Genomic DNA, 24003 nt, shown 5'->3' on the forward strand with positions numbered 1-24003 from the left:
GAGCCATTAGCTCAGTTGGTAGAGCACCTGACTTTTAATCAGGGTGTCGAAGGTTCGAGTCCTTCATGGCTCACCAGTTTCATATTTGTTTAAGCGGACGTGGCTCAGCGGTAGAGCATCGCCTTGCCAAGGCGAGGGTCGCGGGTTCGATTCCCGTCGTCCGCTCCATTCTATATTATGGCGCCATAGCCAAGTGGTAAGGCACAGCTCTGCAAAAGCTTTATCCCCAGTTCGAATCTGGGTGGCGCCTCCATTGATAATTCGCGGGAGTGGCGGAATCGGCAGACGCACAGGACTTAAAATCCTGCGGTAGGTGACTACCGTACCAGTTCAAGTCTGGTCTTCCGCACTTTTAATTCATTTTATATGTGCCGGTGTGGCGGAATTGGCAGACGCGCGCGACTCAAAATCGTGAGGGAAACCGTGGGGGTTCGAGTCCCTTCACCGGCATTACAATTAACAGAACAGTTCATTAGATCCAAGATCTAGTGAACTGTTTTTATTTTGCACTTGTAATCCTCTTCCTTGACAGCCTAGAGGCAGAATCAACAAATTTGGAGCTAACGGTGGTTCAGCCTTAGCTTTGAAAAAAAGCCCATCACACGTCCTTGTTCAGAAATCGTGTGATGGGCTGATTCATTACTTACTACGGTTTATTTTGAAGCACTCCGATACTTGTTTAAGAACTCCTGCACTTTCGCTGGATCCGCGACCAACTCGTTGCCGGTCTTCACCAACGGGCTAACCGTAGAGGCCGCTTTGATCTTATTGCCATTGTAGAAGGCTAGAATTTCATCCTGGTTGATGGAATAAAGCACGGCCTTACGCAAATCCTCGCTTTCGGCAACAGGACGTCCTTTGGTATTAAAGAGCAGGTAAGTCACACCGTTACTTTCGATAGTTTGCAGTTGCAGCTTACTGTCGCCTTTAACAATGTCATACTTCGTTTCCGGTACGCCGTAATACAGGTGGATTTCGCTGTTGCGCAGTGCGGACAGAGCGCTGTCGGCATCGGCGATAAAGCGAACTTTTACCGTAGAGATTTTTGGCTCATATTCGCTGCCTTTCCGATATCCCGGATTTTTATAGAAGGTGGCCTCGTAGTCGTTCTTGGATGATAAAATGTACGGTCCGCTGGCATACAATGTGTTGTTGTATTGAGGGCCTTCCGTCACAGTGTTCTGATCTCCGTATGGAACGTCCTTGTTCACGTCGAAGGTAGCTACGTCATACGTATTGATGCTCTCGACTTGTTTCTTGGACACGATCCCTGCCGACTGGTGACCCAAGTAGTTCAGAACTTGCGGGAATGGCTCTGTGGTGGTCAGTTTGACGACCTGGTATTTGCCAGCTTTATTGTCAGCTTGGTTCTTATCAGCAACGAGCTCTTTAATTTTCGTTTCCAATCCGGCCTCGAGCGCTTCTCTGACACTTCCGCCGCCGCCGGCTCGTTGGATCTTATCTAGGGAAGACAAGTCCGTGACGATCTCTACGTTCTTGATATGTTCATGTAAGCTGTAAGTGCGATGATCGGGTACCGAATTTTTGTCCTTTGCTCGCAGCAAGGAGAAGACGACGTCGTCAGCACCTACACGCTCGCCTGTGTCGACTGCTTTTTTGTCTTCGATCTTTGCAAAATTGATATCATCCCGAAGCAGGAAATAGTATTCCGAGTTCCCTTCGGCGATGGTGTGGTTATGGGAGAGGGAACCTTCGGAAGTAATTTGGTCATCATCCGTTAAGTTGATCAGGCGAACGTACATATTGGTGTTCAGTTGGTTAATGGAACCGTCGTTGCCCTTGATGGGATCCAGGGATGTTAACACGGAAGCCGCTTGCGTAAGCAGCAGCGGTTCTTTATCGCGTTTGGACGTATCGTTGAAGTCGATGCTCTCCCAGGCCAGGGCACGGGATTTAGACAATCTAACGCTAGCTGGATTCAGAATGTTTTTGTTAATGGCTTGGCTCTTCAAAGAAATGTAAAGTGGTGCGATATAGGCTTTGTCAAAGACCAGCCGTTGTTCAAATTGCTTATAAGTCTCCTTGTATTGCTCCGGTGTCTCAGTTGCAGCTTTGTCGATCAATTGATCGATTTCCGGATCGGCTAAGATGCTGTAATCACCGCCGGTCTTGAACAGCGATCTCACGGCGTAATCAGGGTTGCCAGTTACAGTCGTCCAGCTGGACAAAGCGATGTCAAAGTTACCCGCGTCTTGTTGGGCTTTAAAGCTGCCGTAATCCGGTTGGAGATTCAACTTCACGTTAAAGCCGTTTTTGGTCAACTGGTCTCGGATGATGTTAACATCGGATTCGTTGGAGCTGGAGGCGAGCAGCTCTATTTCTACAGGAGTTTGATCTACCGTGTTTTCCGCTTCTGCATTGGGGGTACTTTGGTTGCCGGCTACGTCCGACTTGGTCTTCACAGAGCATCCGCTGGCCACCAAAATCAAAGCGATCAGCAAGATAAGTAGTGGTTTTCTCTTCATTCTATAATTCCTCCCTCAATTAAGTAAAAAAATAATATGTTCATTCATTTTCCGCAGACGAAAAACGAAAGAATAACCACTCCAGAAAAGTGTAAATGACGTTAGCCAAGTTTAGGATCTAACGCATCCCTGAGCCCGTCGCCCAAGAAGTTAAAGGACAGAACAAGCGCAATGATGGCAAGTCCAGGATAAACGGCTAAGTAGGAATGGGATTCCAGATACGTGCTGCCCAGCTTCAAAATATTGCCCCATTCCGGAATATGCGGCTCTACGCCAAGTCCAAGAAAGCTGAGACTGCTGGTAGAAATGACGGCGGTGCCAATCGTTAAGGTTGACTTGACGATCATCGGCGCCAGCGCCCCCGGCACGATATGCTTGAAAATAATTGCGGCATTGGAAGTTCCCAAAGCCCGGGCCGCCTCAACAAATTCGTAAGTGGATACGAGCAGTACGTTAGCCCGCATCGTTCTTGCATAGGTCGGAATGGCACCAACGCTTAGCGCTAAGATGAGATTTACCGTATTAGCACCAAAGGCCGCGATGATGGCAATCGCCAGCAAAATCCCCGGTATAGCGTAAAGAATGTCCAAGAACCGCATGATGATATTGTCGGTATGCCGCCCGTAGTATCCGGATATCGCTCCCAGAGCACCGCCGACTATGAATGGCAGAACGGTCGAAAGGAAGCCAACAACTAATGATATCCGAGCGCCAAACACGATTCGTGAAAACAGACATCGACCGAAATTATCCGTACCAAGCGGATAGGCTAAACTTGGGCGTTGCAGGATGGCGCTGTAGTTGTTTTCGGTGGCCATCGCGTAATCAAAGGTAAAAAAGCTGCATACCGAGAGCGAAAACAAAAGGATGATAAAGAACAGTCCAAGCATAGACGGCGTGCTCCGGGTCAGCTTGCTCCAAACTTCCTCCCACTTGTAGGTCCCTGGATTGCCATGATTCCGTAGTTTGATCAGCAGATTCACCCCAAGCAGTAAAGCAAATAGATTGCCTGTCACAGAGGTTAAAATCAATAAGACCGCGATCCAGACTAATCCAGGAGCTGCGCTACGGTCATCGGTATACCGGGCTACGAGCACAAGTGCAATCAAGTGAAACAACGCGATGAGCATTAGCACAAACATTGATGGAAGGAAAGTGTTTGAAACATAGGGTTTGAACAAGTTCAAGGCGGACAGCGCAATTACAAACACACCTGTGAACAGGGTGTACACTGCGAGCTTCACTTCGGTGTTAAATTTTCGGGTTGAGGAAAAAAGGGCTTTGGCCATATCTCATTTGCACCTGCTTCAGTATTGTTTCATTTTCGTCCGAATTCGCGGATCGAAGAAAGCGTACAGAACGTCAACAATTACGTTGATGATCGAGATCGTTATCGCAGTATAGACCACGCCGCCCATGATGCTGGGGATATCCGGAACAAACTGCTTATCTACGATGTAACTGCCGATGCCGCTGATATTAAACACCTTCTCCGTCACGGCCGATCCGCCTAACATTCCGCCAAATTGCAAGCCGATTACGGTTACGATCGGAATGAGGGCATTACGCACTGCATGTTTGAGCAACACCTGCCGCTTGTTTAATCCCTTAGCTCTGGCGGTAAGGATATAGTCCTCGCCAATGACTTCGAGTGTAGAGGACCTCGTCATCCTGGCGATGGCCGCTGTGAGTCCGGTACCTAAGACAAGGGTGGGCATGATGATCGACAACGCGTTTTGCGGGTTGAAGGTCGCCGGCAACCAGTGGAGCTTGATCGAGAAATTCAAGATGAAGATCAACCCTTGCCAAAAGCTCGGAATCGATAAGCCAATTAGCGCGATGAACATCAATATATAGTCCCACAGTGAATTGCGTTTGACGGCGGACAGGATCCCCGCAGGAATGGCGATCAGAATGGCCAGCGACAACGAGATTGTAGTTAACGTCAGTGTAATCGGAAATTTACGGGCAATCGTCTCCGTCACCTGTTCATTGCCGGCGAACGATTTGCCAAGGTCAAAGGTCGCGATCCCTTTGATCGTGTTCCATAATTGCACGAGGTAGGATTGGTCGAGTCCATAGATTTTGTTGAACTGTGCAATCTGCTCTTCCGTTGCCGTCTCTCCAAGAATATTGGCGGCAGGATTCATCGGCGACAAATAAAGGATCGTGAAGACCACGATGGATACGCCCACAATAACGAACAGGGCCATGACACATCGCTCAAATATGTATTTCAGATAAGGACTGCTATAGAAAAACATCAACAAATACATCAGGATGCCGGGAATAAACGAAAGGGCAAGAAACCAGGAGCGTTCGGCCAAGTCCTGAAACGTCCCAACGAAATCGGTTCGTACCAGCTGCAGTTGGATTCTTTTTTGCTCTGCGGCATCATGAACGGCTTCCTGAAATTTACCCTCTGCTTCTTTCACTGCGAGCAGCTCTGTTTTTTCCGGTGATACGGCTGCCCCGAAGAAACGCTGCTTCTGACGCAGTTGCTCCAGAATTTCCGCTTTCAGCTCATCCTTGTACCCGGAAGCAAGCAGTTCCTTTCTCGTATCCGCTAGCAGCAGCCGGTAAGAATCATTACGCTTCCGGAGCCAGTACACGAAGAAGACGAAGAGATTTACCGGAGCTCCTAAGAGAAGCAAGAAATATTTATAGGAGGAATCTAGCATCATTTTGGCATAAATGGACCCGACTCTCCGATTGAAACGGGGCTTTGCATTCACTGGGTCAGCATTAGCGGCTCTCGCCGCGGGTGCGGCTTCCATGGATGATCCACCTTTCTTATTCACAAATTGCATTATTCCGATCGTTATAGTATATATTATTTTAGGAGTTATTTGATGTCAACGGTAGATTTCACAGAGATGGACGGGAGGAAGTTGTAAAGATGGAGACGATACTGCGGGTAGGCAATTTATCCGTATCCTTTCGGACACGGGACCAGGAAGTTGAAGCTGTTAAGGGGGTTAGTTTCGAGGTTAGAAAAGGGGAGACGCTTGGCATCGTCGGCGAATCCGGCAGCGGGAAGAGCGTAACAGCCCGCGCAATCATGCGTCTGTTGCCTACTCCACCTGCGGATATTAAAGAGGGCGAAATCTTTTTTCTAGGGAATAAGATAGCAAATTATTCGGAGAAAGAGATGGAGAGCATCCGCGGCCGGGATATCGGGATGATCTTCCAGGATCCAATGACTTCACTGAACCCCACGATGAAGATCGGGGAACAAATTGCCGAAGGGCTGATCAAACATCAGAAGCTGTCCAAGAAAGAGGCTAAATTTCAAGCGCTTGAAATGTTGAAGTTGGTTGGAATTCGAAACAGCGAGCTGCGGTATAACCAATATCCCCATGAGTTCTCCGGAGGGATGCGCCAGCGCGTGATGATCGCTATTGCCTTGGCTTGTCGGCCTGCTTTACTCATTGCCGATGAACCTACGACAGCACTCGATGTCACCATTCAAGCGCAAATTCTTAGCTTGATGAAACAAATGCAGGAGCGTTTTGGCACTTCCATCATTCTGATCACCCATGACTTAGGAGTGGTTGCCGGGATGTGTGATCGGGTTGTGGTGATGAAGGAAGGCGCCATTGTGGAGAGCGGGACAACGGAAGAGATCTTTGCGAATCCGCAGCATCCATATACCCTCAAGTTGCTAAACGCCTTACCGCGTTTGGATGAACCCAAAAGGGCAAAACCCGCATCATTAATTCTGAAAAACTCGAATTTAGAGCGTCCGCTGATCGAAGTGAAGTCTTTGAAACAGTATTTTGATTTGGGGAAGGGAAATATTTTGAAAGCTGTCAACGATATCAGCTTTCACATTCGCGAAGGGGAGACCTTGGGGTTAGTAGGAGAATCGGGAAGCGGTAAATCCACAACCGGCCGCGCCATCCTGCGCCTTCATCAACCAACGGGAGGGGACGTCCTTTATCAAGGGATTGCGGTTAATCGATTATCTGCACAAGAAATGAAAACGATGCGCCGGTACATGCAAATGATCTTTCAAGATCCTTATGCCTCTCTGAATCCACGCCTTCGAGTCGCAGATATTATCGGGGAAGCCCTGGATGTGCACCGTTTGGTCAGCAGCGGGACGGAAAGGAAGAAGCGGATCGAAGAGTTGCTCGATATGGTGGGGCTAGAACCGGCTTTCGCGGAACGATATCCTCATGAGTTCTCCGGAGGTCAGCGTCAACGAATCGGCATTGCCCGGGCGCTTGCGGTGGACCCGAAGTTTATTGTATGTGATGAGCCACTTTCTGCTTTAGATGTATCGATTCAGGCCCAGGTGGTTCAATTGCTAGAAGAGCTTCAGCAGCGATTAGGACTGACTTATTTGTTTATTGCGCATGATCTATCGATGGTAAAGCATATTAGCGATCGTGTTGCCGTCATGTACATGGGGAAAATCGTTGAGCTTGCCGAAAGCGAAGAACTGTACGCCAATCCGCAGCATGAGTACACCAAATCGCTGCTCGCTGCGGTTCCGGTTCCAGATCCGAAGGTTGAGTCGCAGAAGAGGCGGACTATCGTGGAAGAATCCACGGAAGTGGACAAGTATGATCTGGAGAACTCCCAACTGGTCGAAGTGTCCAAGGGGCACTGGGTGGCTTTGCCAACGGAAGGCAAGAAGGTTGCGATTTAATAATTTGGAGAAAATCAAAAGGTCTGCATATCAGCTGACATCAGCTGGCTATGCAGACCTTTTTGAGGTTTAAAAATTATTGTACCGCAGCTGGCTCTTCGTCCATTTCCAGCGAATGCGGCTTCACGGACAACCCGTTAGACTGACGAATGAGGGTGAAGTAATGATCGCCTCGTACCACTTCAAATTCCGGTCCGAGGGCTTCCGTCATGGCGACCACATCCGAAGGCGTCAGGCTCCAAGCCAGCAGCCCCAGCGATACGAACAGCGGGGACTTACCGTCCCAATTCGCTTTCGCTTGTTCCAGGACGCGCAGGCCGTCTTGGACGGTACTGATGCCTTGAATCGTGGATACCGGCAGAGAACCGTTAACGATTTCCACGCCGTGGCGATCCTCCCAACTCAGGAACAAGCCAGGGGCTTTGTAGTAGCGCTCATAGGCGTCCGCATAAGAGGAACCCAGTGGCACGTTATTGCTGTCAATCCGGTTCAAGACATAGGTGAGAGTCATGCCGGATTTCTGTAAGTATTTATAGGACTTCTTCAAGAATTCAGCAAACGTCGCTTCCGGCCAAGCCTCCGGATAGAAGTATCCGGCACCGGACGGTCCGGCAATGATCAGATCGTTATCGGTGGCCGACTGGCGATAATAGTTCAGCATTGCTGGAGCGGCATCGTACAGCAGCGGGCTGGACGTCCAGTTGATTGGCACCTGACCGCGGGCCGGATCATCCCACAGAATCCGCATCCGGTGCTGGTTATATTGGAAGTTGTCGCCCTCGCTGAAGGTGTACGTGACATAGATTTTATTTTCTAATGGCGGAGCAGCAGGGGCTTTGGTTTTAACCTGCTTCGCTTGGGTGCCGGAGAAAACGGTCAAGTTGCTGAACCAATCGGCAGCCAAGACGTAAACACCATGGTTCGAGGTCACTTCGACAGAGCTGAACTCACCTGCAACGTCGTTGCTGAACCATCCGAGATAAGGGGTTCCGGGCTCGACGTCCGATAAGATTTTCTCAAACAGTTCTCTTTGCTCCGGATCATTAACTTCCAACCAGAACACCATCGCTTTGTTCGCGACGGCATAATCCCGCAGGTAACCGTAAGGCTCCTTCTGTTCGGAGGAGAGCGGTTGAACGTTGCCGGCAGAGACCTTGAACTGGTTCCACATAACCACAGAGGCTGTCAGCTCTTGCGTACCTGCAGGAGGAACGAAGCGATAGACGAAATAGCGCCCGTTGTCGGCAAACCGGTGCCCGCCGTCACCCGCAGAAATTTGCGAATCCTGCCGATCGTATAAAAATTCTTCTTCCTCCGGTGTACCCGGAATGAACTGAGCGATCGTTTGTCCATCGGCCTTGATCACGACTTCATGTACGGCGGAGCCCCAGCCGTCTTGGGTAAACGCATCATCAAACCGCAAATAGACGGCATCTCCCCCTAGAAACGACGTCAAATCTAGCTCGTAGGTGCCTTTGTTGCTGGCATCACGAATCTGCCGGGTCTCTTCGGCGATCACCTCAAACGATTCGGGGAGTCCCGGAGGGATTTTGATGGAGACGCTGGGACTAAGCCCGATCAGCATACGATGCGTCGTTTCTTTCCACAGATGTTCATATTGCCATGTATAAGCATCCATCCGATCCTCGAACCGGCCGCGCAAATCCTCAAGCACCTTCAAGCGATAAGGAGCAGCTTGGAGTTGCGGAGCGAGGTCCGGACTGACGACCATCCCGTTTTTAAGCCCGGCTAAGGTGGTCGCGACATTAATCGAATCGGGAACCTCCGGATCGTAGATGATGATACCTTTCACTTCATTTTTGTACTTCTTCACAAGATCCCAAGCCTCATTATGCAGTTGATAAGGAACCTTGAGATCATTAAGCCAAGTCAGCTTGCCTTCTTCTTCATTCTCCAGCAAATAAATGCGCGGCTCCGAACGGTTGACCACACCTTGCAGCGTAGCCAGCATGATGCGAATGTCACCCGGCGCTTTGGCGACGTCGGCCACATCCAGCCGTTTCACTTTCCCGAAACTTGGAAGCGCTTGCGATTTAGGCCAGCTGATCGTATTCTTTGACGCAGTTTCCACTGAGGATGTTGCCGATGCAGAGGTGGTACCTAAGGATAAGGACATGATGCAGAATAAAATGAGACAAGTCATCATTATTTTGCGAAACAAATGCGTTCACCTCGTATCCTCATATTAGGGCTATCGCTCATAGAAAGGTGCTCTGAAACGCTGGATTCACAAATTCCCTCCTTTTTTAATGAAATATGTAAAGAAAACGATAGCACCTGTATAATATGTTTAATATATCCAATAGTGAATGTCAAGGGAGCGAATGACTTGAAATAGATTGACGAAATGCTATAAATGATATAATGTGAATATATGGAGAGAAATAAGATAGGAGAAGCCTTATGCAAAACGAACGTAAACCGTTGTATATGCAGATTCAACAGCACTTCAAAGAAATGATCCTGCAGGGGAAGCTGCGGGAGAACGATAAGATCCCATCAGAAAAAGAGTTAATGGAACAGTTCGACGTCAGCCGAATAACGGTAGCCAATGCCTTGATGCAGCTGGCGAAGGACGGGTGGATCTACCGGATCCCTGGACGTGGAAGCTTCGTCAGCGAGGGGATTGGCGAGCTATTGCAACGCCATCAAGGCTCTCTGGCAGAGGGGGGCGGATTATGGCCTGTGCTGGACGGAAATTCGGGGGCACAAGTCCACCCCGGAGCGTTAAACGGAGGGGGAACGGATCCTTCGCTGGGAGCGATTGAAGCAGCATCCCATATTCCGGGGCGCACCACGATCGGGCTCATTATGCCAATGATGGTAGACTATTTTGCCATCCGCCTGCTTCAAGGAATTACGAACATTCTTGAAGACAGTCCTTACAGCCTGCAAATCGTCTTGACGTACAATTCCATTGAAAGAGAGAAGGAAGCGATCAACGATCTGATTCGCAAAGGAGCCGCTGGTCTGATTATTTTCCCAAGTGATGCGGAAACGTACAACGAGGAAATTTTAGCCCTGAAGATGCGGGGTTACCCGTTTGTGCTGCTCGATCGGTATTTGCCGGGAGTGGCGACGAACTTGTCGCGCAGCGACGGATTAATCGGCGGACAGCTTGCTGTTGATTATCTGTGGGGTCTGGGGCATCGCGATATCGCCATCTGCTCCGATTCCCCGTTGCCCACCATTACGGTAGAGGAACGGATTAACGGATATATGGAGGCGCTCAAACAGAAGGGCGCGATGATTAATCCGGCACTGATCCTCACGGATTTCAATGTGGATTACAGCGAGATTGACAAGAAGCACCCTTTGTACCGGTTTATCAAGAACCAGATCGCTACCGCTTATATCACACTGAACGGACGGCTTGGCCTGCACATCTATTCAATTTGTAAAGAACTAGGGCTTCGGGTACCGGAGGACATCTCGATCTTGACGTTTGACGATCCTTCGCCGGGGCTGCATGAATGGGGATTCTTCTCGCATATTTCGCAATCGGAAATTGAGATGGGAGAAGCCGCAGCTCGGATATTGCGGGACATTCTCGAGAAGCCTGAGCAGAAAGATGCGGGGTACACGAAAGTGATCCTCGAGCCAAAATTAATTGAAAGTCAATCTACGGGCCCACTTGCGAAACGAGTAAAGTAAATAGATTGACAGGGCACCTGCTTGCCCTTGCAAGCTAGGTGTCTTTTTTATAGCAAATTAGCATTAAATGATATATCTAATACTTGACATAAATGATATAGTGAAATATATTTAATATTGCAAATAGATAATACAACTTAGAACAAAAAAGCTTTAACAGTGCACTTCACAGTAAGGAGGGTTGCTTGGACGATGGAAACCGCGGGATTACAGAAGCGAAAGGCAATGCAGCGCAGGTTAGGGAAGCGTAAAGATGCTTTGATCGCCGCCGTTATCCTCGTGCCGATGTTTTTGGCATGGTTGGTGGTTTCGGGTTTCCCCACTTTGTTCGGGTTCGTGCTAGGGTTCTTCGAATGGGTGGGATTGGCAGATACACCTAATTTCATCTGGTTTGATAACTTCGTTAGCTTCTTTAACAACCCGGTATACACGGATGCATTGTGGAGGTCGATCTGGCTGGGTGGACTGGTCACGGTCATTACGCTGGGAGCAGGCTTTTTTGCTGCTCTGCTGATGAACCTGCCGCTGTTCGGCAAAGGATTTTATCGTTCCATTTGGTACATCCCCGCCATCACGGCAACGGTAGCGACCACGCAAGTATTCAACATTTTTCTCGATTCAAACAATGGGGTCATCAACAACCTGCTGAAAGCGATGGGGAAGGAACCTATCGTATGGCAGTACTCTGTCGGATGGGGCATCTTCTGGATTGTGGTCTATTCGGTCTGGAAAGGGGTTGGCGGTGCCGCTTTAATCTGGTTGGCCGGTCTGCAATCCGTAGATTTGTCCTTGTACGAGGCGGCGGAAATGGATGGTGCAGGACGGTGGCATAAGCTGCGGTATGTTACGTTGCCAGGGTTAAAACCTATCGCGACGTATATCGTGATTACGAACTTGATCGCAGCGATCCAGATTTACGAGCAGGTCTTATTCATTACGAACGGCGGGCCTTACGGGCAAACCGAAGTGCTGGTGTTCCGGATCTACCGGGACGGCTTCTGGGACTTTAATTTGGGGATGGCTGGCGCCTCCTCGCTCATCATGGCCATGATCGTGATCGTCGTGACGGTGCTGTATTACAACTGGTCAACGAAATCCGATCGTCGGACAACCATTCCGATCAAGCCCGTCAAATCTGCGAAAAAGGAGGCGCTCCCGCATGCCCAGTCCTTTGAACGCTAAAGTTAGCAAACAGTTTAAGCCCGTTCATTTACTGGGACATCTTATCCTGCTTGGCGTTGGGCTCATTTTGCTTTACCCGTTGATCTTCATGGTGCTTGCTGGTTTTTTCAACAAGACGGAATTCTCCTCAACGGTGTTAGGCATCTTCCCCATTCCGAAAGCGCCCACGCTGGAGAACTTCAAGGCGCTGATCGTCGGTTCCACGGATGCCGCCGTAGCCACTTATATGAAGAACTCGCTGATTCGTACCGCTTACAACACGTTTTGGGCGATTTTGACTTCATTTTTGGCGGGATACGTGTTCGCACGGTTGCGGTTTAAAGGACGGGATACGATCTTCTTGATCATGCTTGCTACGCAGATGATTCCCGGGACGCTCGCGATCATTCCGACTTACCTTGAATTTGCCCGCTTCCCGTTTGCCGGAGGAAACGATATCTTTACCGGCGGGACCGGGATTCTGAACTCCTGGTGGGTTTACTTGATCGGCGGACCTAGCATCAACATTATGGGGACGTTTCTGGTGAAGCAGTCGCTGGAAAAAGTACCGCTGGAAATCGACGAAGCTGCAATTGTGGATGGGGCCGGGACGTTACGACTGATCTTCCAGATCCTCTTCCCGCTGCAGTTGCCGATTATGGCGTTTATCGCGATTACGACAGCGCTCGGAACGTGGAACGATTTTATTACCCCGTTCTTCTATACAACAGACGACAGTTTGCAAACGCTTCCTGCGGCGATCACGCGGATTTCCTCCGTTGGGGCAAGCCCTGGCGCCGTCATCAACTATCCAATGATTATTACCCTGAGCCTTGGCATTACGATTCCAGCGCTGCTGATCTTTGCCTTCTTCCAGAAGTATATTGTGCAGGGCTTGGCGAACACAGGGATCAAAGGTTAGGAAGGCCGGGAACTCATTTTTTTATGTCGAAGTTGCACTACCGGTCCGTTATGGATCGAATCGATGAAAACAGTTCAACACCCGTATTGAAAACTTGACTTAATGGACACTCACGCTGAATAAAATGACTTTTGGAGGGGTTCAAGCATGTTGTTGAAAAAGTTCCACGTCATGTTTCTATCGCTGTTACTCATCACCTTACTAGCGGCTTGCGGATCTGGAGGGGGTAACACTGGAGGCAACCAGGCTGCGAACGACCCAGGGACTAATGGAGCATCAGGGAATCAAGGTTCGTCCTCTTCTGAAGGCGCTACCATTACCGTATTAAATGAAGGAGCCGTAGCGGTTGGCGTCGGGGTGCTGAGCGAACTGCTGGAGAAACACAAAGAAAGACAAATCGCTGACGAGACGCTGAATCCCCGGATTACAGCAGAGGATTTCAACTATACCCCGGGTCAGCCGCTGAAGAAAGCGGGCGTCTTCCCGTACTATTATCAATCGATCATCAATGAGAAAATGCAAAGCAAGAACATTACGGTGAAAACCGAGGACTGGGGCTGGGGGGAGCCGCTGATCCAGAAGCAAACGGCGGGATTCCTGGCGAAGAACATGCCTGATATCATCGTTGGGGAAACGCAAATGCCTGGGTTTGCCCAACAGGGATTGCTTGAACCGTTCCCAGATGACATGGCTCAAGAAATTCGTGAAAAAGTAGCACCGGCTGCCTGGAAGCCGATGGAGTATGACGGCAAGATTTACGGTTTTGCTTCGCAACCTGGCGTAAGCAGCTTGTTCTGGAACAAGAAGCTGGTGCAGGAAGCAGGTCTGGACCCGGACAAAGCGCCGGAAACGTGGGATGAGCTGCTGGCGAACGTGAAGAAGGTCACAGAAGCAGGAAAAGGCAAGTTCTACGGCGGCGGGGTCTATGCTGGACCGAATGCCGGGGGGTATTTGCGGTATGGGACTTTGCTTGTCATCAATGGCGGAGGATTTGCGGATGATCAAGGTCAACCTGTCTTTAACTCCGATGCTAACGTAGAAACGGTACAGTTCTTAAAAGAGCTGAACGCCAACCATCCAGCTGGATTGATGGTCAACACCAATGAGGGAACGTATTTCGATGCGTTTAAGAAAGGACAGATCGCTTACCTGATCGACGGTCCGTGGCGTGCGATCGAGAGCGCGCAAATCGGTATCGAGTACGGCATGTCGCAAATCCCGCTGTCCCCGGACGGCAAAGCCGGCAATATCACCATCGGCGCTGCGTTCCATGCCGTACCGAAGGATGCAAAGAACAAGGAAGCTGCATTTGAGTATATTCGCGCAATGTACAGCGAGGAGATTCAACAGCTGATCGCCGATACGGGTGTCCGGTCTCCGGTGTTGAAATCGGTGGCTGAAACCGATGCATATAAAGAGGCGCATCCGGAAATGTACCAGCACTATCTGGCGATGGCCGGCAATGTGCAAGGGTTGCCAACGTTTGCGAATGCAGACTCCAAGGTATGGCAAATCTTTGGTGAATCGGTGACGAAAGCGTTAATGACCAAGGAGGATATTCAGTCGATTCTGGATGATGCACAGAAGAAAGCGGAGGCCTATACCAAAAAGTAAATTTAAATTGAAAGAGTGATGCAGCATGCCGTATGAAACGAACCACATTATGATCCAAAAGGCAAAGCAAAGGCTTGCCAAACTACAGGAATTCATTTACCGCCCGATTGCCAGGTTGGAGGTTGAAGCTTGGGTGACGAAAGAGCCGGTCCCTTACGCCGAGCGAATGAGCGGCCGGCACATACGACTTCAACCCGGTGATAAATGGGGAGAGCTGTGGGATTGCGCCTGGTTCCATTTTCAAGGAACCGTACCGGGAACGGCCGCTGGCCAAAAAGTCGTTCTGTTGATCGATATTAATGGAGAATTATGTCTCGTAGATGAAGCGGGAACCCCGCGGCAAGGCTTAACGAACGTTAGCTCCGAATTCGACTACAGCCTAGGTCGGCCGGGTAAGCGGGTGGTGGACGTGAGTACCGCCGCCCGAGGCGGGGAAACGATCAATCTGTGGGGAGACGGCGGCTGCAATGACCTATTTGGACATTATCGCAGCGGAACGCTGAAGGAAGCGGACATCGCCATTTGCCATGAGGAAGCTCGGCAATTGGCTTACGATCTGGAAGTGCTCATCGAGCTGGTCGAGCAGCTGCCGGATTCCAGCGCCAGAAAAGCTCAGGTGCTGCAATCTGTCTATGAAGCAGCTCTTCAGCTGTCGGAGATCAATGATGAAACGGTACGCTTGGCGAAAGCGCATGTGGCCCGCGAACTGGCGAAGAAAGGCGGGGATCCTGTCCTGACGATCAGCGCTATTGGCCACGCGCATATCGATCTGGCCTGGCTGTGGCCGATTCGCGAGACGATTCGCAAGGGAGCCCGTACTTTTGCTACGGCGCTGCGGAACATGGAGAAGTATCCGAGTTACGTGTTTGGCGCGAGCCAGCCGCAGCTGTACCAGTGGATGAAGGAGTACTATCCGCAGCTGTACGCCGAAGTGAAGGAGCGGATCCGCGAAGGACGCTGGGAAGCGCAAGGCGCGATGTGGGTTGAACCGGACACGAACATCTCCGGCGGCGAAGCGCTAGTGCGGCAAATCCTGTATGGCAAGCGGTTCTTCCGGGAGGAGTTCGGCAAGGACATGAAGGTGTTGTGGTTGCCTGACGTGTTTGGATATACGGGCAGTCTGCCGCAGTTGCTGAAGAAGTCTGGTGTCGACTACATGATGACGCAGAAGCTTTCCTGGAGCACCTATAATACGCATCCGCACCACAGCTTCATGTGGGAAGGCATCGACGGGACGAAGGTGCTTACGCACCTGCCGCCGGAGGATACTTATAACAGCCCGGCGGCTCCGCGGTCTCTGACCAAGATCGAACGGGACTATCTCGATCGGAACGTCTCGGAGCATGCCTTGATGCTGTTCGGGATCGGCGACGGCGGCGGCGGACCAGGGGAAGAACACCTGGAGCGGCTTGAGCGAGAGGTGAACCTGCTGGGACTTCCACCGGTCGTTCAGGAGCCGGCGATCGACTTCTTCAAGCGATTGGAACAAGAGGCTTCGCGATTCCAAACGTACCGCGGCGAACTGTATCTGGAGAAGCACCAAGGGACGTTAACGACACAAGCGCGCAACAAGTGGTATAACCGCAAGTTGGAAAAGGCGCTGCGTGAGCTTGAATTCGCGGCATCGCTGCAGATTGCCCTAGGCGCAAGCCCGGCAGAGTACCCGTCGGCCCGGCTCGAGAAGATCTGGAAGGAAGTACTCTTATATCAATTCCATGATATTTTGCCAGGATCCTCGATCACCCGGGTGTACGACGAGTCGTTAGAGCGCTACGCCAAGCTGCTGGAGGAAGTCCAAGCGATGATTGCGGAAGCTTATGGACGAATCGCTGGCTTGTCCGGGGCTGACGCCGGTGAACTTGTCCTGTTCAACTCCTTGCCTTGGGACCGTCAGGAATGGGTTGAGCTCGGCGGAAGCTGGAAGTACGTGCAGGTACCGGCGATGAGCTGGAGCAAGCTCACGGAGGCTGCAGTAGAACCAGCGGCTTCGGAACATGCATTCATTGCCGAGGACTTCCGGCTGGAGAATGAACGGCTTGCGGTTCGGTTTGCCGAGAACGGCAGCATCGTGTCGCTGTACGATAAAGCCGCCGGGCGGGAAGCGATTCAGCCGGGCGCTGAGGCTAACGTATTTACGGTTTACCATGATGACGGCGATGCCTGGGACTTCCCGCGCGACTATCGCGATACGATTGCCGGAACGATGACGCTGGAAAGCCGGCGCGCTTACGTCTCGGGGCCGCAGGCGGTGGTCGAGCAAGTTTACCGCTTCGGGGAATCAACGTTAAAGCAAACGATCCGCTTGCTGCAAGGCGATGATGTGCTGCGCTTCGAAACGGAAGCCGATTGGCGGGAAACCGGTAAAATGCTCCGGGTTGCTTTCCCGGTGGCTGTTGTCAGCGATCAGGTAAACTGCGAAATTCAGTTTGGGGTGTTAAAACGGGCAACAACGCGCAATAATGCGATCGAATTTGCCCGCGATGAAATTTGCGCTCACCATTACCTCGATCTGTCGCAGCCGGATTACGGCGTGGCGCTGCTGAATGACTGCAAATACGGGCATAGTGCAGAAGGCAACGTGCTGGATTTGAACTTGCTGCGCAGCCCGGGATATCCAGATCCGCAGGCCGATCGGGCGGAACATCGCTTCACTTATGCGCTGTATCCGCATGCGGGTGACTTTATCCAAGCCGGCGTATACCGCAAAGGTTATGAGCTGAACGTTCCGATTGCATCCGCTGCGGCCATCCCGGTGCCGCCTCAAGGCGGCGGGACGCCTCGCAGCAGTTCCTTGCACGGGAAGCCCTTCCTTGCGATTGATCATCCTAACGTGATGATTGAAGCGGTGAAGAAGGCCGAGGACAGCGATCATCTGATCGTTCGTCTGTACGAAACGGCAGGAGCTGGAGCGGATGGCGAGCTAAGCTTTGGACCGGCTTGCCGGACCATTGAAGAAGTAAATCTGCTGGAGGAGCCGATGGGGCTGATGGCCGAAAATACGGATCGGATTCGCTTGCAATTTACGCCGTTTGAGATCAAATCGATTCGCATTCAGTTAGCTTAATGACGGATTGAGTGCAGCAGAGGTTTTTAAGATAGCTGTGAATGAGGTTGGCTGTGAACGAACTCTAAGTTACAAAGGGAGGGCTTAGGAGTGACGGGAAGAGCAAGGGCGGAAGAACGGACCGGATTTCAGGAAAGCGGTGCTTATCATGCGGCCTACGATTTGCAGACGGATTTTGTGATGGTGTATGGCATTGGGGAAACGATGCCCCAACGTATTCGCGAATGGGCGGAGCGGGGCTACCATGTGCATCTCATGACCGGAGTGTCCTGGGGCGGTTACCAGGACTATCTAAACGGCCATGTTGACGACCGCTCCCATTGGGATGAAGCCCAGAAGTATCAAGATGGCGAGACGATCATCCATGGAACCTCGGTGGATGTTCCCTATATGGTACCAACCATCAGTTATGCGAATTTTCTCATCGAGCGAATTCGGCCGGCAGTGGATGCCGGTGTGGAGGCCATTCACCTGGAGGAACCGGAATTCTGGGTGGAAGGCGGATACTCTGAGGCGTTCAAACGCGAATGGCGTAATTACTATAACGAGCCTTGGCAACCGCCCCACACTTCGGAGGACGCGCAATACCGCGCGTCCAAGCTGAAGGCTTATCTGTACACGCGTTGTCTGGACCGCATCTGTTCGGCGTTGAAGGAATATTCGCTGGTCCGGTATAATCGACCGCTGCGTTTTTTTGTACCCACCCACAGCTTGATTAACTATACCCAATGGCGGATCGTCAGTCCGGAATCCCGGCTGCTCGATTTACCGGCGATTGACGGTTATATCGCCCAAATTTGGACGGGAACGTCCCGCACGGCGAACGTATACGAAGGGAAACGGGCGGAGCGGACATTCGAGACGGCGTTCCTGGAATATGGCATCATGCAGGAACTGGTGCGCGGGACGCACCGCCGCATGTGGTTCCTGCACGATCCGATCGAGGATGATCCGACGCGAACGTGGATCGATTACCGCGAGAACTACACGAAGACGTTGATCGCTTCGCTGTTACATCCGGCGGTTTCCCGCTATGAGGTCGCCCCTTGGCCCCGCCGGATCTTTAAGGGGCAATATCCTTCCGCTGATGGCAACGGCAAAGAGGGGATTCCAACCGACTACGCCACCGTGCTGCTGAACGTGATGCATACGCTTGGCAATATGGATCAGGAAGATGTCCAGGTGTACGGCAACACCGCTGTCACCGGCGTGCTTTTGGCCGATTCAGCCATGTTCCAGCGGAAGCGAATTGGGACGCAAACGTCCGGCTTTATGCAGAAATACGACGGGACGAACGAGGTGGAGCTGAGCGATGAATCGGCGGTGGAGCTGCTGAATTTCTCGCCTTTTTACGGGCTGACGCTGCCGCTCGTAAAGCATGGACTGCCGGTACGGCCAGTGCAGTTGGATAACGTTCGGCGGTTCCCGGGATATTTGGATGACTACCGCGTGTTAGTCCTAAGCTATGAATTTATGAAGCCGGAGTACCCGGATTTGCATAACGCTTTGGCACAATGGGTGCGGGAAGGCGGAGCGCTGATATATGTTGGCGATGACAGTGATCCGTATCATCAGGTGCGGGAATGGTGGAATCAGGGACGGCGGCGCTACGATTCCCCCCGGGCCCACCTGTTCGAATGTCTCGGCTTGCCAAGCGCAGCTGGAGCAGCGACAGAAGGTGTCACCCGAGTTGGCGCCGGCCTGGTCAGTTATTTGCCGCTGCGCCCAAACAGGATCGCGGAAAGTGCGGAGGCAGCGGAACGGTATCGTACCGCCGTACGGGAAGCGATGGAGCTGCTCGGCCGCGGAGAAGCGTCTGCGGCGTCAGGCGCGTCAGGGGATTCATCTGCAGCGCAGACAGTGGCTGGAGGTTCCGCAGAAGGAGTGTTGGTTCCAACGTCAGCGGACGCGCTCCGCTGGGAGCCGGTGAACTATTTCCATCTTCGCCGCGGTCCATATGTTATCGCGTCCGTGATGACCGAATCGGTCAGCGATGAGCCGCTGGAGCTGGAAGGACTTTTCGTAGACTTGCTTGAACCCAGTTTGCCTGTTCTGGAACGGGTTTCCGTACAGCCCGGACATCAGGCCTTGCTTTATGATTTAGCCTACACCGGGCCGGGCAGCCACAGCCCCGACTCTGAACCTGGCTTTAGAGTGATTGCCGCATCCTCCCGGATTGAGGATTATCGCGAGGAGGAGAATGCCATTACGTTTACGGCTAAGGGGCCTCGTCCGCTGCAAGCTGTGGCGCGGATTCGCTGTGAAGCGAAACCAACGGCGGTGACGGCAGATGTGTTGGGACTGCAGCAGGAAGACGGCTCGGCTTCGGCGTCAAACGTCACTCTGCCGTTCGAATGGGACGCGAAGTCACACACGCTGCTCCTTCATTACGAGCACGGAGATGGAGGAACCCGCATCACCGTGACAAAATAGGAAACGAAATGGAACAGATAAAAACGATTGGACAAATCGCATGATCCAGATAGGAGGCAGATTTCGAATGAGTACAAAATTGCGTCCACCGGCAGTACCTTTGGTTACCATTGATCCCTTTTTCAGCGTCTGGTCGATGGCGGATTCATTAACCGACGATTTCACCCGCCATTGGACCGGGCGTCGGCAAGCGTTCACCGGCTTGGCTTATATCGACGGCGTAGCCTGGCGGTTTGCCGGACGCGTTGAATCTAACCCGGAACGGTATTATACAGAGCCGGAGGCGATGAACCAAACTGGACTTGAAGTCACACCGCTCTCCACCCGCTATCAGTTCGAGGCCGGAGGCGTTGGGCTGGACGTGACTTTTACGAGTCCGCTGCTGCCGGACGACCTCGAGCTGCTGTCGCGGCCGGCTTCCTATGTCGCGTTCCGCGTGCGTTCCCTCGATGGGAAGCCTCACCAAGTGCGGATCTATGTCGACGTCACCGGCGAATGGTGCGTGAATGAAACCGATCAGGCGATTACTTGGCAACAAGAGGTGCAAGGCGATCTCAACGTACTGCAGGTTCGCCATGTTGAGCAGAACCCGCTTCATCGCTCGGGTGATGACCAGCGCATCGATTGGGGCACCTTCATGCTGGCCGTCAAGCAGGCATCGGATGTTGAAACCTATCTGGATCGGGCACAGATCCGCAAGCAATTCGTTCGGGAAGGTGAAGTTCGCCTTCAGGAAGGTGCGGCTCCGCTATCCCAACCACAGCCCGTTCGCGAGGCTGAGCTTGTGATGGCTTCGGTATGGAATGCCGGTGAAGTCAGCGGAACGGATGAGAAGACGCATCTCCTCGTTCTTGCTTATGATGACGTGTATGCGATTGAGTATTTTGGTCAGCCTTTGGAGGCGTATTGGAGAAAAGACGGAAAAACCTTCCCGACTTTGCTCCACGAAGCGTTCCGGGATTATTCGGATGTTCTTGCCCGCTGCGATTCTTTTGATGCCAAGCTTCGCGAGGACGCAATCCGTGCCGGCGGGGAGAAATATGCCGATATCCTGTCCTTATCCTACCGACAGGCGATTGCAGCACACAAACTGGTTCTGGATCCTGACGGACAGGTGCTGTTCATGTCGAAGGAATGCTTCAGTAACGGCTGTATAGCGACGGTGGACGTGAGCTATCCTTCGATTCCACTGTTCTTGCTGTACCAGCCCGAGCTGGTTCGCGGCATGATGCGCCCAATCTTCAAATACGCTGCCAGCGACGCCTGGACATTTGAATTTGCCCCGCATGACGTAGGTCAATATCCGCTGGCCAACGGTCAGGTATACGGCGAGAACAAGCTCGAAGGGCAAATGCCGGTGGAAGAGTGCGGCAATATGTTGGTCATGGCAGCCGCAGTTACGCTGGCTGACGGGAATACGAGCTTCGTCGAGGAACATCGGGAGTTGCTCGCCCAATGGGCCAACTATTTGTTGAAGCATGGGTTGGATCCGGAGCATCAATTGTGTACCGACGATTTCGCAGGGCATCTGGCACGCAATGCGAACCTGTCAGCGAAAGCCGTGATGGGCGTTGCCAGCTATGGGCTGTTATGCGAACTGCTGGGCGATCAGGAACAAGCGGAGCGTTACCGCAAAGCCTCTGCCGAAATGGCGCGCCAGTGGAAAGTGCTCGCCGCCGATCCGAGCGATGAGAACCATACACTGCTCGCCTTTGGTCAGCCGGGGACCTGGAGTCTAAAATATAACCTCGTCTGGGACGGCATCTTCGGAACTGGCTTGTTCAATCAGGAAATCATCCGCCGTGAAGTGGCATGGTATCAGAAGAAACAGGAACGGTATGGCACACCGCTGGATAATCGGGCAGCCTATACGAAGGCCGATTGGCTCGTCTGGGCTGGGACGCTCGCGGAGACGCGCGAAGAGTTCCAGCGGATCGTTGAGCCGCTCTGGGTATTCCTGAACGAGACGCGGGACCGCGTACCGTTCACGGATTGGTACGACACGAAGACGGCGCGGCAGATCGGCTTCCAGCATCGGACGGTAGTTGGCGGCTTGTTCATCAAGCTATTGAAGGATCGTGGATGGGATCGGGCGTAAGATCTGAATTGATATGAAATTTCATACACATTCCGCAGAAATCGCCGCATTTGGCGATTTCTGTTCGTTTTTTCATATCAATTGAATTATGATATTCTGAGAGAGTACTTATCCGAAAGGAGTGTTCAGCTTGGGTCATATCATTCCAGAAATTACGCTAAATGACGGTTTGAAACTGCCGGTAGTCGGGCTCGGAACCTACACGCTCCGCGGCAGCGAAGGCGTGCAGTCGATTGTACACGCGATCCGCTCCGGCTATCGTTTGCTAGACTCCGCGTATAACTATGAGAACGAGGGAACGGTAGGTGAGGCGGTAAGGCGTTCTGCCGTGCCGAGGGAAGAGCTGATCATCACATCCAAGCTGCCCGGGCGTTACCACACCTACGATAAAGCGGTCAAAGCGATTCAAGAATCGCTGTACCGGGCACAGCTCGACTACTACGATCTGTATCTGATTCATTGGCCTAATCCAAAGCAAGGGCATTATGTGGAAGCGTGGCAAGCTCTCATCGACGCTAAAAAATGGGGGCTGATCCGTTCTATCGGTGTCAGCAATTTCTTGCCGGACCATCTGGACCGCCTCATCGAGCAAACGGGCGTGACGCCAAGCGTTAACCAGATTGAGCTGCATCCGTTCTATAATCAGGCCGAGCAGCGTAAGTATCATGAAGCGCATGGAATCGTCACGGAATCCTGGAGTCCGTTGGCCCATGGCAATGAGGTGCTGCAGCATGAGACACTACAGCAAATCGCGCAGCGGCATGACAAGTCGGTGTCTCAAATTATTTTGCGTTGGCATCACCAGCTGGGCGCTGTATCCATCCCGAAATCGGCCTCTGCGGCTCGGCAAATCGAGAACCTCTCGATCTTCGACTTTGCGCTAGACGAGGAAGAAATGAAGCAGATCAACGGCTTGTCCCGTCCAGACGGGCGGATTCGAAACCAGGATCCTGCCGTTTACGAAGAATTTTAAATTGGGCCCCACGATAGAAAATAAAGAGCCGCAGGAGTACATTCCTGCGGCTCATTTCGTTTATTTCCTTGGAAGAAACGTAATTTCACTCTCGCGGTCACATTGATGAACGATGGAAATCAAGCGGGACCGCTCCAGCCGATGGCAGTGGATTTCCAAAATGCCCATCCCTTCCTCGTCCCCAGTTACTTCGGGATCCAGCCGATAAACGGCCGAACGGTTCAGATATCGCAACAGTTCCCTCTGGATCGCAGCACAATGGCGGCTCTTAATTCGCACCGTTTGGGTGAAGATCCCGCCTTGGACCAGAAGCTTGACGGCTTCAAAGGCGGACAGGTAGGCAATCACCGAATAGAGGGCCTGGAGAAAGCCAAAATGAAAGCCCGCACCAATCAGGATTAGGCAGTTCAGCATCAGCAAAATCCGCTCGGGGGACAATCTGCCATATTGGAGCTGGTTCACGGCTTTCTCCGCAATATCCAATGCCCCTCCAAAACGCAGGGCTAAACCCAGTCCAATTCCCAAGGATAATCCCCCGATCAACGCCGCCAGGAGCGGTTCGTCAATCAGGGAAGGATAAGGATGGAGCACAAGCGTCCCCAATGAAAATACCAATACGCCCAGCACTGTGAAGATCCCGTAGGACCAGTGGATATTTTTACGATATAGAAAGAGCAAGGGCAGATTCAACAAGAACAAGAACAATCCAAGCCGCATTTCCGTCTTTAACGCCAGCAATGCGGATAATCCGGTCATTCCTCCAACGACAATGCTGTGGGGCATCAGGAACAGCTCTAAGCCGACCGATGCAAGCAATGCGCCAGCGATGACGCCGGCAGCATGGCCAAACGTCGGAATTAGTGTCTTGAAGCCGCTGCGGGTCTTCCGGGAGGAATGAATTCTTAACTGGTGTTTCAAAC

The 24003-nt window shown here is 51.9% G+C and carries 13 protein-coding genes, 5 tRNA genes and 1 pseudogene; 14 read left to right on the plus strand and 5 right to left on the minus strand.

What is annotated here, in order from left to right:
* The 5 genes from RW092_RS08740 to RW092_RS08760 all read left to right on the plus strand — a co-directional run bounded on the left by RW092_RS08740 (position 1) and on the right by RW092_RS08760 (position 450).
* Positions 1-76, plus strand: a tRNA-Lys gene (locus RW092_RS08740).
* A 17-nt stretch (positions 77-93) separates the two neighbouring features.
* Positions 94-168: transfer RNA gene (locus RW092_RS08745), tRNA-Gly, on the plus strand.
* A gap of 11 nt (positions 169-179) precedes the next feature.
* Positions 180-253 (plus strand) — tRNA-Cys (locus RW092_RS08750).
* Between the two features lie 10 nt (positions 254-263).
* Positions 264-349 (plus strand) — tRNA-Leu (locus tag RW092_RS08755).
* A gap of 21 nt (positions 350-370) precedes the next feature.
* Positions 371-450: transfer RNA gene (locus tag RW092_RS08760), tRNA-Leu, on the plus strand.
* A 203-nt stretch (positions 451-653) separates the two neighbouring features.
* Here RW092_RS08760 and RW092_RS08765 read toward each other — a convergent pair.
* From RW092_RS08765 to RW092_RS08775, 3 genes are all read right to left on the minus strand, one after another.
* Entirely contained in the window at positions 654-2486 is a 1833-nt protein-coding gene (locus RW092_RS08765) for an ABC transporter substrate-binding protein (RefSeq protein ID WP_316010006.1), read from the minus strand.
* A gap of 101 nt (positions 2487-2587) precedes the next feature.
* A complete protein-coding gene (locus RW092_RS08770; RefSeq protein WP_316010007.1) occupies positions 2588-3775 on the minus strand; it encodes an ABC transporter permease in 1188 nt (395 codons plus the stop codon).
* Between the two features lie 18 nt (positions 3776-3793).
* Positions 3794-5263: an ABC transporter permease gene (locus tag RW092_RS08775; protein WP_410055526.1), complete on the minus strand. Its 1470-nt coding sequence runs from the start codon at positions 5261-5263 to the stop codon at positions 3794-3796.
* A 119-nt stretch (positions 5264-5382) separates the two neighbouring features.
* On the opposite strand from RW092_RS08775, the pseudogene RW092_RS08780 reads away from it, so the two are divergent.
* A pseudogene (locus tag RW092_RS08780) lies at positions 5383-7143 on the plus strand (ABC transporter ATP-binding protein); the annotation flags it as partial.
* 76 nt (positions 7144-7219) lie between these two features.
* Here RW092_RS08780 and RW092_RS08785 read toward each other — a convergent pair.
* Positions 7220-9235: a GxGYxYP domain-containing protein gene (locus RW092_RS08785; RefSeq protein ID WP_316010008.1), complete on the minus strand. Its 2016-nt coding sequence runs from the start codon at positions 9233-9235 to the stop codon at positions 7220-7222.
* A gap of 332 nt (positions 9236-9567) precedes the next feature.
* Here RW092_RS08785 and RW092_RS08790 point away from each other — a divergent pair, with 332 nt between their 5' ends.
* From RW092_RS08790 to RW092_RS08825, 8 genes are all read left to right on the plus strand, one after another.
* The gene (locus tag RW092_RS08790) at positions 9568-10818 is read left to right on the plus strand and encodes a GntR family transcriptional regulator (protein WP_009224692.1); all 1251 of its coding nucleotides are present in this window, start codon (positions 9568-9570) and stop codon (positions 10816-10818) included.
* 192 nt (positions 10819-11010) lie between these two features.
* Positions 11011-12000, plus strand: coding sequence for a carbohydrate ABC transporter permease (locus tag RW092_RS08795; RefSeq protein WP_009224693.1), 990 nt, complete (start codon positions 11011-11013; stop codon positions 11998-12000).
* Positions 11978-12901 carry a carbohydrate ABC transporter permease gene (locus RW092_RS08800; RefSeq protein WP_009224694.1) on the plus strand — a complete coding sequence of 308 codons (924 nt, stop codon included), beginning with the start codon at positions 11978-11980 and terminating at the stop codon, positions 12899-12901. The genes RW092_RS08795 and RW092_RS08800 overlap by 23 nt, the downstream gene beginning before the upstream one ends.
* 147 nt (positions 12902-13048) lie before the next feature.
* Positions 13049-14515, plus strand: a complete 1467-nt coding sequence (locus tag RW092_RS08805; protein WP_028538819.1) for an extracellular solute-binding protein — start codon at positions 13049-13051, stop codon at positions 14513-14515.
* 49 nt (positions 14516-14564) lie between these two features.
* The gene (locus RW092_RS08810; protein ID WP_316010009.1) at positions 14565-17579 is read left to right on the plus strand and encodes an alpha-mannosidase; all 3015 of its coding nucleotides are present in this window, start codon (positions 14565-14567) and stop codon (positions 17577-17579) included.
* A gap of 90 nt (positions 17580-17669) precedes the next feature.
* Positions 17670-20012: a hypothetical protein gene (locus RW092_RS08815; RefSeq protein ID WP_316010010.1), complete on the plus strand. Its 2343-nt coding sequence runs from the start codon at positions 17670-17672 to the stop codon at positions 20010-20012.
* 67 nt (positions 20013-20079) lie between these two features.
* Positions 20080-22110, plus strand: a complete 2031-nt coding sequence (locus RW092_RS08820) for a glutaminase family protein (RefSeq protein ID WP_316010011.1) — start codon at positions 20080-20082, stop codon at positions 22108-22110.
* 130 nt (positions 22111-22240) lie between these two features.
* Positions 22241-23083: an aldo/keto reductase gene (locus tag RW092_RS08825; RefSeq protein WP_316010012.1), complete on the plus strand. Its 843-nt coding sequence runs from the start codon at positions 22241-22243 to the stop codon at positions 23081-23083.
* Positions 23084-23143: 60 nt separating this feature from the next.
* On the opposite strand, the gene RW092_RS08830 is transcribed toward RW092_RS08825, so the two are convergent.
* Positions 23144-24001 (minus strand): YitT family protein, encoded by an 858-nt coding sequence (locus RW092_RS08830; protein WP_016310888.1) that lies wholly within the window; start codon positions 23999-24001, stop codon positions 23144-23146.
* Positions 24002-24003: the final 2 nt, after the last annotated feature.

The sequence above is a fragment of the Paenibacillus sp. 3LSP genome (assembly GCF_032465655.1).
GTDB lineage: Bacteria > Bacillota > Bacilli > Paenibacillales > Paenibacillaceae > Fontibacillus > Fontibacillus barengoltzii.

What these genes read in the sequence shown, in the direction of transcription:
- RW092_RS08765 (WP_316010006.1), bottom strand. Translation starts at nt 2,486, where the DNA reads ATGAAGAGAAAACCACTACTTATCTTGCTGATCGCTTTGATTTTGGTG.
- RW092_RS08770 (WP_316010007.1), bottom strand. Translation starts at nt 3,775, where the DNA reads ATGGCCAAAGCCCTTTTTTCCTCAACCCGAAAATTTAACACCGAAGTG.
- RW092_RS08775 (WP_410055526.1), bottom strand. Translation starts at nt 5,263, where the DNA reads ATGGAAGCCGCACCCGCGGCGAGAGCCGCTAATGCTGACCCAGTGAAT.
- RW092_RS08790 (WP_009224692.1), top strand. Translation starts at nt 9,568, where the DNA reads ATGCAAAACGAACGTAAACCGTTGTATATGCAGATTCAACAGCACTTC.
- RW092_RS08795 (WP_009224693.1), top strand. Translation starts at nt 11,011, where the DNA reads ATGGAAACCGCGGGATTACAGAAGCGAAAGGCAATGCAGCGCAGGTTA.
- RW092_RS08800 (WP_009224694.1), top strand. Translation starts at nt 11,978, where the DNA reads ATGCCCAGTCCTTTGAACGCTAAAGTTAGCAAACAGTTTAAGCCCGTT.
- RW092_RS08805 (WP_028538819.1), top strand. Translation starts at nt 13,049, where the DNA reads ATGTTGTTGAAAAAGTTCCACGTCATGTTTCTATCGCTGTTACTCATC.
- RW092_RS08810 (WP_316010009.1), top strand. Translation starts at nt 14,565, where the DNA reads ATGATCCAAAAGGCAAAGCAAAGGCTTGCCAAACTACAGGAATTCATT.
- RW092_RS08820 (WP_316010011.1), top strand. Translation starts at nt 20,080, where the DNA reads ATGAGTACAAAATTGCGTCCACCGGCAGTACCTTTGGTTACCATTGAT.